The sequence below is a fragment of the Enterovibrio nigricans DSM 22720 genome, from assembly GCF_900167155.1.
Lineage (GTDB): Bacteria > Pseudomonadota > Gammaproteobacteria > Enterobacterales > Vibrionaceae > Enterovibrio > Enterovibrio nigricans.
Window position 1 is genome coordinate 1 of the sequence record NZ_FUXU01000055.1, and the last position, 13,231, is coordinate 13,231.

Sequence of the window (13,231 nt, forward strand, 5' to 3'; positions counted from 1 at the left end):
AACCAGCACGGCGAAGGTAGATCATCACCTTGCCAAAGGCTTTCGGTGAGACATACTCACCCCAGCGAAGCACATAATCCTCTTGTAGCTGATCGTAGCTAATGGGCATTAAGCCCGCTTCTGTGGCCAGACCTATACGACCGCCAATCAAATCGGTGTTCGGCAGAATACAGGCCAAGACCTTGGCTATCAGAGTGCGACACTGGATATTACGTACCGCCTCGCCTCCCCAGGCGAAAAGGGCAGGAAAACGCTGTGGATTTTCAATGAATTCCTCACAGCCTTTCAGGATAAACGCGTATTCATGGGGAAGATTAACGATATCGCCGTTTCGCAATAACCGACGGCTACGGAACCCAAGAGTAAAATCTGGATCGTTTTGGTGCTTGAGTGCGAGTGCTTCTTGATGCAAAGCGACAAGTTCAAGCTTACGCGCTTTGCGTTTCGCTCGATAAGCTTTGTCGTACTCAGCTTTGGTTTGTGTCGGGGAGTTATCAGTCGTTAACATGTGACTCACCCTCAATGCGATTTCCCAAACGACAATCGATAAACACGTTATCAACTAGGGACAATGGCTGAGTGTTGAGTCTGGTTGGTGCTTGCCCTCGGCAAGCCTGATACATGCTGTTCATCTTTGAATTCCGCTCGAATTTTAGGGTTGTTTGGTTTCTCACGCCAAACAATGAGTCTTCAATCTACAGAAGATCTCTTTAAAGATCAAGTTCCTGAATTTCAGGCACAAAAAAACCGTTCACGAGCGGGCGAACGGCTTCTTGCGAATGCTATGTAGTTGGATTGAGAGTCCAACACATTCTAGTTATCGAAAAATACACTACATAGAAAACTATGTAGTAGTGTGCTATGTAATGCACTTTAAATCCAATAACTGATCGTATTATAGCGGGGAATAGGCGATTTTGACAACCTGTAAATCGCTAAAAATCCAGAAAGTGGATTTGCTCATTCTTTCCAGAACACAGAACAAACGATTATATCAGCTTTGTCACCTGACCCCATACAACCGAGATGAGTTTAAGTTAGCCTACGAGCCAGCAACTGAACCAGTTGAGCGAGCAAGACGAATGATTGTTCGTAGTTCTATGGGGTTTGGCAGAGGTGCAGCTTCTGGCCATAAGACTGGTTTCGATGTGATGCTAAGCGTTCTAGCGGAACACCTGCGCATGTATATACCCAGCTGTCATTAACTTGGTCTGCGCACGAAAGCGAACCTATTGTACAAATCGTGAGGCCAACAAACGAAGTGCGTTAGTTCTTTTCTGAAATTCAGTTCAGATAGCAACGGAGTTACGGGACTGTATTTCTTATTCAAGACTATTATTCCACTGGGGAGTAAAAACCAAAATTACTTTATATAACAAGCTGTTATCAGTAATTTTGATTTTTAAAGGTGGTCACCCTGTCAGTGATTGGTGGTCTATTTTTTTTGTTGACCTCCTATTTTGAGGTTGTTAGTATAAATCCAATGAGCATAAAATAGACAAATTGGAAAGCTGTGGATGTTCTTGTTTTGCCTAGAAAAATTTATCATAGAAATGATATGCGCCCTGCGCTTATAGATATGAACTTACCAGCAAAAAGATTGCTCTACATGTGTTTGGCTAAAATAAAAAGAAAGTCTACGGTAGATAATTTTTTTTTAAAGTTTGATAGTAATAAACCTTTTAAAATCAGCGTAAAAGATTATGCTGAATTATGTGATATAGATTATTCAGCAGCATACCGTCAAATGGTTGAAGGAGTGAAAGAATTAAGAGGCTACGTATTAGAAGCTGATAATTCATTAGTGAAGTTAAAAAATAAAGAGTTGCCAGAAGATTCGATAGAACCTTTTACAATTGCGGATAAAGGGACAGGGTATTCGAAAGGAGAAGGGTTTGTAATTATTAAGTTCGCTGAGGAAATGAAATATTTAATTGCTGGATTTAAAGGTGATTTTACAGATCAGTTTCTTCTAAGTGCATTGAGATTGCCAGAAGGTAATGCTGGTAAGCTTTATTTGATTTTAAGAGAATGGATAAGCATGGGTTATAAAACCCATAGAATTGTCAAAGTTGAATCATTAAAAAATATTTTAGGAGTTTCTTCTTTTTATGAAGAATTTAAAGATTTTAATAAGATATTTTTTAAACGTTCAGTAAAAAAACTTATAGATGAAACAGAATTTACTGAAATTAACATGGAGATTGAAGAGAGAATTGCTAGGAAAGCACATAAAGTAAAAATAAGTTATGAGTATAATTCGAATGAGCTAATTGAAATGAAATAGTCGCTGATTTAACGGGTAGCCGCCCGTTAAACCAGCTAACCCAAACCCTAACCAAACTAGGAAATGAGCTATGAACAAGCGTACCTTCCGCGTGCCCGTATGTCACGCTCCCCGCGAACTGATTGTTCAGTTTGCAATCAAATCCCGTGCTATTTCGAAAAAACAGCGTCGCCAGCTTCTTCTTGGAGGTGTAAAATGAACCTTCATACTGAAGGACTTTTACCATTTTTGGTGACTTTGTTCCCTGAGCTAACAAAATCCGAAGCAGAAAGCTTGTACCTTCTCAGTATTGGAATGCAAAATAAAGATGTTGGAGAAATAAAATGCAGGACAGAACATACTATTAAAAAGAACATTATAGCGATGTTTGAAAAATTTAATGTAAATAAACAGTCTGAGTTAAGAATTATATACCATTGTAGACTGATGACATATATGACTTTCAACATCAAATGAATATGATAAAGGGCATTATGCCCTTATCAATATGTTCTTATGAAGCCGCCATCGACCAGTATGTTTTGACCCGTAATATGATCACTAAAAGAACCAAGTAGCGGCACAACAACATTCGCAACATTTTCAACGCTAGCGTACTTATTTAATGGTATGTTGTCTGTCTCTTTTATTAATTGTTCACTTAAACTAATGTCATTTTGGGCTGCTTTTATTTCTAACTTCCTAGTATAGGATTCAGTCATCACGCCACCTAGGGAAACACTATTGAATTTGTATGTTGGAGCAAGAGCTAAAGACATTGTTTTCATTTGCCCGAGCCAAGCCAATCTAATAGTGTTGTTTATCGCATAGCCTGTCATAGCTTGTTTGTTTGATATCCCTGCTAACATAACCACGCTTGCTTGATTATTTAAAATTTTGTTTTTTATCATTTTTTCTAGGAAGTGTAATGGATTAATGAAATACTTTTCGAACGTTTCAATCCATTTTTCAGAGCTAGGAAAAACTTCGGCACTTGGCTCGATTCTAGGTATGATAAATGCGACTGCATCAAATCCATTACTTTCTTTTTTCATTTTTTCTATGCACAGGTCTATCGATTCACGGGAAAAAAAATCCAGTTTAAAATCGCCCGTTCCATTTTTGTAAGTAGTTTTAATACTATCTCCATTATCAGTTAATACTTTTTTTATTCCCTGTGCGATACCACTGTTTCCACATGTTATTAGCACCTCTTTATACTTCATACTCTTTTTCTCCAATTTTCAATATGAACTTATTGTTTCTCTTCGAAAAAACAATATTTTCTGAAATTAAAACATTTCTCCTTTCTCTTTTACATTTTCGACCAATTAAAGCCTCTAATGCCTCCAATGAACATCTTACCTTATATTGTTTTCCATTTGTAAGTGTAATATTGCAATAATTTTCACCATAAACTGAAAACGCAAATGTATCACTACGAATTGGGAACATTTTTTTGTTTTTAATAAAAATATTTTTATTAAAGTCAAAGTGATCGATTTTTTTACTTCCATTATGCAATTTATATAAAACAAAAAAAAGATAAATAATCAAAAGCATCATTATGAAATAAGATTTATACACGTCCATGTTAATGTATCTAACCCAGTTCACCTCTCCTAATGATTCTCCATCTAATTCTATTCCTACAGCCCCAGTTTTGGGTGGGAACAAATAGAATTCTGACGGGTTGAAATCTGATTTGTTACAAATATAATCTCCATTATATTTTTCAACATGGTTTCTGTTCGACAAATTTAATGAAGTGCATAATTTATATTCTTCGTATTGAAATATATTAGACAATAAGCTTTCAATGTTTTGATAATTACTATTGTAAATATCATTCTTTATAGTTCTTGAATTTAAGACCCCCTCTATTATTTTGCTTTTATCATTTGTAGTAAATTCCATTGGAATTATACACAATAGAACTAAGAGTATTATAAGAATAATTTTATCTTTTGAATTCATCGAAGTACATCCCAAAATTTCTTTCTTTTATCTTTTTTAAAATATCTACTTTTGTATATTTAAAGTAAGGGTTTGCTTCCTTGCTTCTCAGCAATTGGAAAACCGCCATTATTGATTCGTATGTAGCTATGTTTAAATATGTTGGTCTTTCTTGTAAGTCACGACATTGATAATTAAAAACTTCAAGAAACCCATTGTCTCCTATTGTTTTTCCGTCCCAATTCTTCACCCAAGAATATATGTCCTTTTCGTTTTCAATAGATATAAATTTATCCTTAGCTGACTTTATTAAATGGCCTTGATCAAAAGATAAAAGATTATATTTTCTTGTCTTATCTTCATTGGTTTTTCTGAATATCTTATGTGATTCTGACAATGGGCTAGTTATCACGATTGTTGAAGGTAGATTTTCAATATTATTTAAATTAATGAAATCTTCTACATCCATTTCATGAAATTCGATAGGCGATTTGAGACGGAAATAATAAGTTAACAATTTACTATAAGCATCGTTATACGTGATGAGAAGTACCTTTTTTGTTCTGTCTAAATGCCCTATTAAGTACGATACCTGCTCTTTAACGCTAGTTGTTATACTGTAGATATTTTCATATTCTTCCGGAATATCTCTGCTCGATGTGATAACTGTTTTCTTATTTTTTACCAATGAATGGATGACTCCAATATCAGGCAGTTCACTCGTCAAAAGAGGCATGGCGACCCCTTGAGAATCTCCCAGATTTTCTAGTGCTTCTATTGTCCCGTAATTGCTATGTCCGTTAGGTATGATGCGTATTTTTATATTCTCATACAATGCTGATATACCATTCGAAATACACAATTTTTCTAAATTGCTTGGGCTCGACTTTTTTTTATCAGAGCCAATGACTAGAGCTATTTTTACTTCCTGAGATGAATGAGCATAAGGTTGCATAATAATTATCGCAACTACTAATACTACAACATTGATAACGGTTTTCATCATTACCTTCTCAAAAACTGTCGTCTAATCAATTGTAAATTTTAACGACAATTTTTCCAACTTATGGATAAAGATCCCAATGAAAAATAATTTTTATCTTATAAAACAATGCAATACAAACCCACCTCCCATTCAGTAATTGTCGTTCATTTCTTCGCCTAACTTCAACATAAAAAAACCATTAACCATGATCTTTGTGAGTTTATTTGGTGGTTTTAGTGGGCTAGCATTTTTTATGATTAAGAAAAAAAGTACCCATTTTGGGGACTTATCTATTTAGTCAAATACCCTAAATTATGGTTCATTCACGCTCTTTAAAAATTTGTACCATAAACGACTAAGCGTATTTTTTTATGCGTGAGATCACCCCAAGCTCCGCGGATGGGGAACCGAAATTCCGTGAAATAGACCTTATTTACCGCTATGGATACCGGGCTTACAACCTATAGATAATGGACGTATGTTTGCTGGATGGCTTAACTGTGAGAATGACCCAATATGTGAATAAGCCCCGCCTTCCTCGGCGGTGAGGTAGAGGCTATTTATTTATGAATATTATTCATTCGAGATAACAAAGCACTCAGAAAAAACTGAAACGACACCGTTTAAAAACCCATAACGCTTATCAACGAGGCATGCATGAGAACCAAAACACTCAATATTACCGTCACTGAAGACATCAGTGATATTTTTACCGAAATGGCCGCAGAATGGGGCTATCGCTATCACGGCAACGGCGGAAAAGCCGGCTTCATGTCTGATCTCATCACGGCCATTGCCAAAGAATACGTCAACAAACACCCTGATCCCCTGCTGGTCGACTTACTTCCAAAGAAAAAAAGATACACATAAATCCTCTTTTTCGCCGCCGAAAAATGAATCGTAGAACAAAAGATTAAATCCTTTATTTTTCACAATCCATCTATCCATATCCAATAAGCGGATTATTTCGTTTAACTAATGTAGAAGAAAATTTTATGACTATATATTCTCAATTCACACTGTCTGCTCGTCAAATCACGATGATGGTTATGTTTGCTATCGCCATGTTTACCCTTCTGGCACCAGAACTGGCGTATGCGTCAGGGGGTCTCGATAAAGTCAATAATTTTATGGATAACATTGCAGGCATCTTACGTGGGGCATCAGTCATTACCGTTACTGTTGCTGTCATGTGGGCTGGCTACAAATTCTTGTTCACCAATGCCAATGTGATGGAAGTGGGCAAAATCGTCATTGCGGGCCTGCTTATCGGTGGCGCAGCGGAAATCGCCCGCTATATCGTCGGTTAATCACGACGCCATTCAACTAAAAGCGTTCATCATTGAACGCTTTTTTCGAGAACATCATGAGCGAACCTATTTTTAAAGCCTGTACGCGCCCCGCGATGCTGCTTTCTGTCCCCATGACACCGCTATTAGCGTCTTGTGGATTGATTGTACTTCTCAGTATGTGGGCGAATTTCTTTGGGTTGGGGATATGGGGCATATTCCTTATTCTCCCTGTGTATATCGGGATGCGGATAATCACCAAATTTGACGACGGGATGTTTGGGTTATTGTGGCTCAAATTTAAATGCCGCCGGACAAATAGAAACCATGCCTTTTATCACGCAGCGGTTTATTGCCCTCTCCCCTTTAAAAAGCGAGATTAACCATGTTCGGCATACCCAAATTCTTTGATGCCATTAATAACGAATCGCCCCTTGCGGACTTTATTCCTTATTCGTCACACGTGAGCAGTAACACGCTCATGACAAAAGACGGCGCACTGGTGCGCATCTTTAAGCTCGATGGCCTGTCATTTGAAACCAAAGACAATGACGATTTAACGCTGGCACACCAACGCCTGAACAGCCTGTATAAAAGTCTCGCTGAAATCAACGTCAGCCTTTGGACACATTGCGTTCGCCGTAAAATAAAACACTCCATTGAAGGGGAATTTGACGACGCATTCAGCCAACGTTTTGATGACCGTTACCACGCCATGTTTGGCGATGCCGTGATGGTCAACCACTTGTATGTCACCGTTGTTCAACGGGCAAGCGAAAGCAAACTCAAAAAAGGTCGATTTGATATTCAAGCTGCCAAAGCAAGGCTCGCGGCGAGACTGGATGAATTTGAGCAAATTGCTGACCGTATTCAAACCAACTTGTCGAGTTACAATGTCACCGCATTAGGGATTTCAGACGGTATCTCCGAGCCGTTAACGTTTCTCAACTACCTCTTAACGGCGCAGTGGCAACGCGTCAAAGCCTCCTCAGCAGAAATCCATACCATGATTGGTCATGCTTGGATGAAAGTCGACCATGAGACGATTGAGCTTGAAGCCACGGGAAACACCCGATACTTACAGGGGCTTGATATTAAAGAGTATTGCCAAGACAGCTATTGCGGTGTGTTGGACTCCCTCCTTTACACCCCGTATGAGTTTGTTCTGACGCAAAGCTTTAGCTTCTTTAACCGAAAACAAGGATTGAGCTATCTCAAAGCCCGTGAGAGACAGCTTGCGAACTCTGGTGATGATGCAATCACGCAAATTGCCGCCATGTCGCAAGCAAAAAACGACCTCGCCGATGGTCAGTTTGCAATGGGCGAGTACCATTTTTCTATCATGGTGATAGGCGATAGCCTTGAGGCGGTAAAGCAACACCGAAGCAACGCTCAAAAACTGCTGAGTGACAAAGACATCATGGCAGTGCCAACCAAGATAGCCAACGATGCCACCTTCTTTGCGCAGCTTCCGGCTAACTGGCAATACCGTCCCCGCGTCGCCGGATTGACCAGTTTAAATTTTGCCAGCTTTGCCCCGTTTCATAACTTCCTGATAGGCAAACGCGACGGCAACCCGTGGGGCGCAGCCGTCACAAGGCTCAAAACCCTATCAGGACACCCGTTTTTCTTTAACTTCCACTACACCGTCGATGGTGAAAATAACGTTGGCGACCAAGTGGCGGGTAACACGCGCATGATTGGTATGACAGGCTCCGGCAAAACCGTTGCCTTGGGGTTGTTTTACTGTCAGGCGCAAAAATACGCCCAAAATAACCCCTTCAGTACCGTCTTTTTCGATAAAGACCGTGGCGCAGAAGTCATGATACGCGCCTTGGGGGGGCACTATTTGCGGGTGCAAGACGGGAAACCCTCTGGCTTTAACCCGTTTCAAATGGACGCGACCCCTCGCAACCTGAGCTTTTTAAAGAATTTAGTGCGAGTGCTTACCAAGCGGCCTGACATGCCGCTGTCCGTCTTTGAAGAACAATCCATCGACCAAGCGGTGAACACGGTCATGGCAATGGATAAATCCATGCGCCGACTTTCATTGATTAACCAAAACATTGCCGTTGGAACAAGCAAAGAAGAAATCGCCAACTCCATCAAGTTACGCCTCAACAAATGGTGTCAAGGTGGTGAATTTGGTTGGGTGTTTGATAACCCCGTTGACGAACTCGACTTTACGATTGCACGTAACATCGGCATTGATGGTACGGAGTTCCTCGACAATGACGATGCTCGAACCCCCATTTCGATGTATCTGCTTCACCGCATGGAAGACATTATCGACGGTCGCCGCTTTATCTACGTGATGGACGAAGCGTGGAAGTGGGTAAACGATGAGGCGTTTTCTGATTTCGTCGGGAACAAGCAATTGACCATCCGTAAACAAAACGGATTGGGGGTGTTTGCGACACAGCTACCGTCGAGCTTGCTTAACTCGCCGCAAGGCGCGGCATTAGTCCAATCGTGCTCCACTGAAATCTATCTGCCGAATCCCAAAGCAAAACGCAGTGAGTATGTGGAGGGGTTCGGACTCACAGAAAAAGAATTCCATGTGGTGCAAAACCTTGGAGAGAAAAGCCGCCTTTGTCTTATCAAACAAGGTTCAAACTCCGCAGTCTGCTCGTTAGCCATGCCAGATATGGGGGATGAATTAACCCTCTTATCGGCTGGCTCTAAAGAATTACCCTTTTTTGATGAAGCCGTGGCAGAAGTTGGCAACAACCCGTCGGACTGGATCCCAGTCTTTCTCGACAAGGTGAAAGCCATGAAAAAACGCTCCGCGGCCGCTAAACACCAACCCCATTAAAAATAGGCACAACAACGTGCCTATTTTTATCTCGGAACCCCTTGATATGAAACTCCTTATTTTTTGTCTCGCGCTCACTCTGAGCGCGTGTGCCACAACGCACCCCAAAAAACCCGACTACCAACACGCCCCCGTGGAGAGCATCAACCATGACCAGCAATAAAAAAGAACACGCCGCCGTTTTTGATGATGCGCTGGATTTTGAAGCCTCCAAATCCATCATGGCGGCAAAATCTGAACATCGCGCATGGAACATCACCAAAGGCGCATGTGGGCTAACGGCTCTGTCATGGCTGGCCTTGGTTCTTCTCATGCCGCTGAAAACCGTTGAGCCTTACGTTGTCACCGTCGATAAAAACTCAGGACAAACCCAAGTGGTCAGTGTGCTGAGTCAAGAAACCAATACCCTCACACAGCAAGAAGCCATTGACCGCTATTGGCTATCGAACTACCTCCGCTGGCGTGAAGTCTACGATTGGTACACCTTGCAAAACGATTACAACAGCACCTTGGCATTCTCAAGCCCTGATGTGCAAACCCAATACGCCTCCATTTTTGAAGGGGATAACGCCCTCGACACGAGATGGGGCAAACGCATTAAAGCCACGATAAACATCCTCAGTATCGTCAATGATGTTGCCGATCAAATCGCCACGATCCGATTTGAGAAAACCATCAAAAACGTGGAAGAAAAAAACAACGGCAAAACCTCGGTTTGGATCGCGACGGTGGGATACCGCTACGTGCCAAGTAAAGAAATGAGTGAACAAGAGCGGTTAGTTAACCCACTCGCGTTTGAAATCACCAGCTACCGCGTTGACCCTGAACGAGTACGCTAAAGGCAAACGTCTATGAAAACATCCTTATTCGCGCTCTGCCTTTGCACGGCATCGCTCCCAGCCCTCGCGCTGGATATCCCTGATCAATCACACCGTGACAGCAACATCCAAGCCACCGAGTATCGTCATGATGATGTGGTCGCCATCACCGCGTACATCGGCATGTCTACGCACATCGTGTTTAGTACGGATGAAAAAATAGAGTACACGTTTACAGGCTTTGCTGACGGGTGGGAAATCACCCCCAAAGGCAACCATCTTTTCATCAAAGCCCTTTCCGCCAAAGGAACACAAACCTATGAGGACGAAGAAGGGAAAGAGGTCAAAGAAGAAATCATCATCACGCCGACCACGAAGGACTGGAAAACCAATCTCAACGTGGTCACGAACAAACGTAACTACACCTTTGCTCTGAACTTAGGGACGGGCACAAAGGGCAAACGACAAAACACCTATCGTTTAACCTTTCGCTATCCCGAAGAGGAAGCCAAACGCAACGCTCTGGCATTAGAACAATCCAAATTGCGCCAGCAACTCACACCAGAAGTGAACGCAAAAAATTGGCATTACGTCATGCAAGTGGGGAAAAAATCACGCAGCATTGCCCCAATCAAAGCCTTTGATGATGGAAGGTTCACCTATTTAACCTTTGCGCAAAACAGTGAAATCCCCGCCATTTTCATTGTTACTGAGACCGGACAAGAAACCCTTATCAATAGCCATATCTCCGCCCACGACCCCGATACTATTGTGGTTCAACGTATATCAAAACAATGGGTATTGCGCCTTGATAACGCCGTGGTTGGCGTCACCAATCAAGCCTTTGACACCCTTTCTGTCGATACTCGCTCAGGGACAACCGTAAAAGGCGTCACGCGCATCGTTAAGGAAAAATCATGACTGAACAAAACGAAGAGTTAAACGGTGAAGACCTCTTAAACGAAGGGCAACCTGACCGTAAAAAAATCGCCGTCTTTGTCGCGGTGTGTCTCCTGGTTATCGCTGGCATTGGCGCTTTTCTTTGGTTCAGTTCTACCTCACCCAAAGAGCCTCAAAAAGCCAAAACGAATCACAACATATCTACCACGGCAACGACGAGCACAAGCAGCAGTCGTAGCCATGCAGCAGGACGCACTTTTGAGTTTGAAGACGATCAACCCAAAGAAACACCACCGCCTCCAACACCAAAAGAAGTCACGTCCGTTGAAACACCCAAAGAGCCGCCACATCCTCCCTCTAATGACAAAAGCAATATGACCCCAATAAAGAAAATCATCTTGTTGGATAAGAGCAGTGCATCATCGACAGGCGGGGCAGTTCAAAGCGGAAGTGGCGGGGGACTCGGTCTTGTACCTCAATCTCCAAACACGCTAGGAACACAAACTACAGATAGCTTTAATCTGTTTTCTGGCGAGCAAGACAATACGGGGTTAAGAAGCCAACTAACCGCGACCAAAACCGATAAAGCACTCGCAGGTGTACTCTACAATCGCAATTATCTGTTGGCGAAAGGGGCATACATTGATTGCGTTTTAAATACCAGCATGAACTCTACCGTGGCAGGTATGACCAAATGCACATTAACGCGCAATATCTACAGCGACAACGGAACGACGCTACTCCTAGAGCGTGGTTCAGAAGTGACCGGAGAATATCGAGCGAACGTGTCACAAGGCCAAAGTCGCCTCTTTGTCTTGTGGGACAGAGTAAAAACCCCTCACGGCGTGGTGATTGACCTTGCTTCACCCGCCACAGACAGCTTGGGGGCAGGGGGCGTAGATGGATACGTTGAAACCCACTTCTGGAAACGATTTGGCGGCGCAATGATGCTGTCATTAGTGGATGATATTGCCGCCTACGTCGCCACAAATGGCGGTCAAAACGTCAATAACTTTGAAAGTTCGTCCGATGCTGCCCAAAACATGGCGGCGATTGCCCTTCAAAACACCATCAACATTCCGCCGACGTTTTACAAAAACCAAGGTGAACGCGTTGGAATTGTGGTCGCTCGCGATCTCGATTTTTCGACGGTCTACCAACTGAGAGCCAACCCTTGATGAATACCTTCGATACCGTTCAAAGTGACGCATCCGTTAAGTTCTTATTTCAACCGATTGAGAAGTGGTTGAACGACCATGACATTACGGAAATCGCAATCAACCGTCCGCTTGAGATTTGGATTGAGAAAAACAGCCATTGGCAATGCTTTGATGTCCCAGAACTCACCTTCGACCGATTAATGTCTATGGCCACCTCCGTCGCTGCGTTCACCAACAATAATATCTCGGTGACGACCCCGATGCTGTCCGCCGTTCTCCCTAAAGGAGAGCGGGTTCAGTTTGTGATCCCGCCAGCGTGTGAAGAGGGAACGGTGAGCTTAACCATCCGTAAACCCTCTTTCACCAGTCGAACCTTGAAGGACTATGACAAAGACGGCTTCTTTAAGCATATTCGCCCTCTCAAAGAGGGACTCACCCCGTTAGAAGAAACACTGCTTGAACTGAAAGAAACCAATGTTATGGCGTTCTTGGAGCTTGCGGTTCTCAGTGAAAAAAACATCGTGATAGCAGGCGGCACAGGAAGCGGGAAAACCACCTTCATGAAAGCCTTGATGGAATTGATCCCGCATGGTCAACGCATCATTACGATTGAGGACGTGCCTGAGCTTTTTTTACCGAATCACAACAACTGTGTTCACCTTTTTTACCCCAGTGAAGCCCTCCCTGACGATCCGGTGACCTCCGCAAAGCTTCTCAAAAGCTGTTTACGCATGAAGCCCGACCGCATCATGCTTGCCGAGCTTCGCGGTGCAGAAACCTTTGATTTTATCAACGTCAACGCATCCGGTCATGGCGGAAGCATTACCAGTTGTCACGCCAACTCAGCCGCATTGAGTTTTGAGCGATTGGCAATGATGGCGATGCAAAATCCGCAAGGACGCGCCTTACCTTATGAGGTGGTAAAAACCTTGCTTCATCAGGTGATCGACATTGTTATTCATGTCACCAATGATGTGCATTCCAATGAGCCGCTAGGCCGTCACATCACCGAGATTTGGTTTGACCCAACCCAAAAATAAGG

General features: G+C 42.6%; 13 protein-coding genes and 1 pseudogene. 10 read left to right on the forward strand and 4 right to left on the reverse strand.

Features of this window, described 5'->3' with window-relative positions:
* Window positions 1-508 (reverse strand): annotated as a pseudogene (locus B5D35_RS16560) (hypothetical protein); the annotation flags it as partial.
* Between the two features lie 1,005 nt (window positions 509-1,513).
* Here B5D35_RS16560 and B5D35_RS16565 point away from each other — a divergent pair.
* Window positions 1,514-2,287 (forward strand): replication initiation protein, encoded by a 774-nt coding sequence (locus B5D35_RS16565; RefSeq protein WP_139367793.1) that lies wholly within the window; start codon window positions 1,514-1,516, stop codon window positions 2,285-2,287.
* A 70-nt stretch (window positions 2,288-2,357) separates the two neighbouring features.
* Window positions 2,358-2,486 carry a hypothetical protein gene (locus B5D35_RS25250; protein ID WP_280174686.1) on the forward strand — a complete coding sequence of 43 codons (129 nt, stop codon included), beginning with the start codon at window positions 2,358-2,360 and terminating at the stop codon, window positions 2,484-2,486.
* Window positions 2,487-2,769: 283 nt separating this feature from the next.
* On the opposite strand, the gene B5D35_RS16575 is transcribed toward B5D35_RS25250, so the two are convergent.
* The 3 genes from B5D35_RS16575 to B5D35_RS16585 are packed head-to-tail and all read right to left on the reverse strand — an operon-like array spanning window position 2,770 to window position 5,228.
* Entirely contained in the window at window positions 2,770-3,492 is a 723-nt protein-coding gene (locus B5D35_RS16575; RefSeq protein ID WP_078753647.1) for an SDR family oxidoreductase, read from the reverse strand.
* The gene (locus B5D35_RS16580) at window positions 3,482-4,243 is read right to left on the reverse strand and encodes a hypothetical protein (protein WP_078753648.1); all 762 of its coding nucleotides are present in this window, start codon (window positions 4,241-4,243) and stop codon (window positions 3,482-3,484) included. Before B5D35_RS16580 ends, B5D35_RS16575 begins: the two co-directional genes overlap by 11 nt.
* On the reverse strand, window positions 4,227-5,228 hold the full coding sequence (locus B5D35_RS16585) for a hypothetical protein (protein WP_101210255.1): 1,002 nt from the start codon (window positions 5,226-5,228) through the stop codon (window positions 4,227-4,229). Before B5D35_RS16585 ends, B5D35_RS16580 begins: the two co-directional genes overlap by 17 nt.
* Before the next feature lie 636 nt (window positions 5,229-5,864).
* On the opposite strand from B5D35_RS16585, the gene B5D35_RS16590 reads away from it, so the two are divergent.
* From B5D35_RS16590 to virB11, 8 genes are all read left to right on the forward strand, one after another.
* Window positions 5,865-6,077, forward strand: coding sequence for a hypothetical protein (locus tag B5D35_RS16590; RefSeq protein ID WP_078753650.1), 213 nt, complete (start codon window positions 5,865-5,867; stop codon window positions 6,075-6,077).
* Window positions 6,078-6,202: 125 nt separating this feature from the next.
* A complete protein-coding gene (locus B5D35_RS16595; protein WP_078753651.1) occupies window positions 6,203-6,517 on the forward strand; it encodes a TrbC/VirB2 family protein in 315 nt (104 codons plus the stop codon).
* Between the two features lie 56 nt (window positions 6,518-6,573).
* Entirely contained in the window at window positions 6,574-6,879 is a 306-nt protein-coding gene (locus B5D35_RS16600; RefSeq protein WP_078753652.1) for a VirB3 family type IV secretion system protein, read from the forward strand.
* A gap of 2 nt (window positions 6,880-6,881) precedes the next feature.
* Window positions 6,882-9,311 carry a VirB4 family type IV secretion/conjugal transfer ATPase gene (locus tag B5D35_RS16605; protein ID WP_078753653.1) on the forward strand — a complete coding sequence of 810 codons (2,430 nt, stop codon included), beginning with the start codon at window positions 6,882-6,884 and terminating at the stop codon, window positions 9,309-9,311.
* A gap of 149 nt (window positions 9,312-9,460) precedes the next feature.
* A complete protein-coding gene (locus B5D35_RS16610) occupies window positions 9,461-10,150 on the forward strand; it encodes a VirB8 family type IV secretion system protein (protein WP_078753654.1) in 690 nt (229 codons plus the stop codon).
* A 12-nt stretch (window positions 10,151-10,162) separates the two neighbouring features.
* Entirely contained in the window at window positions 10,163-11,050 is an 888-nt protein-coding gene (gene virB9 / locus B5D35_RS16615) for a P-type conjugative transfer protein VirB9 (RefSeq protein WP_078753655.1), read from the forward strand.
* Window positions 11,047-12,207, forward strand: coding sequence for a type IV secretion system protein VirB10 (virB10, locus tag B5D35_RS16620; protein WP_078753656.1), 1,161 nt, complete (start codon window positions 11,047-11,049; stop codon window positions 12,205-12,207). Before virB9 ends, virB10 begins: the two co-directional genes overlap by 4 nt.
* A complete protein-coding gene (gene virB11 / locus B5D35_RS16625) occupies window positions 12,207-13,229 on the forward strand; it encodes a P-type DNA transfer ATPase VirB11 (RefSeq protein ID WP_078753657.1) in 1,023 nt (340 codons plus the stop codon). Before virB10 ends, virB11 begins: the two co-directional genes overlap by 1 nt.
* The last annotated feature ends 2 nt before the right edge of the window (window positions 13,230-13,231 follow it).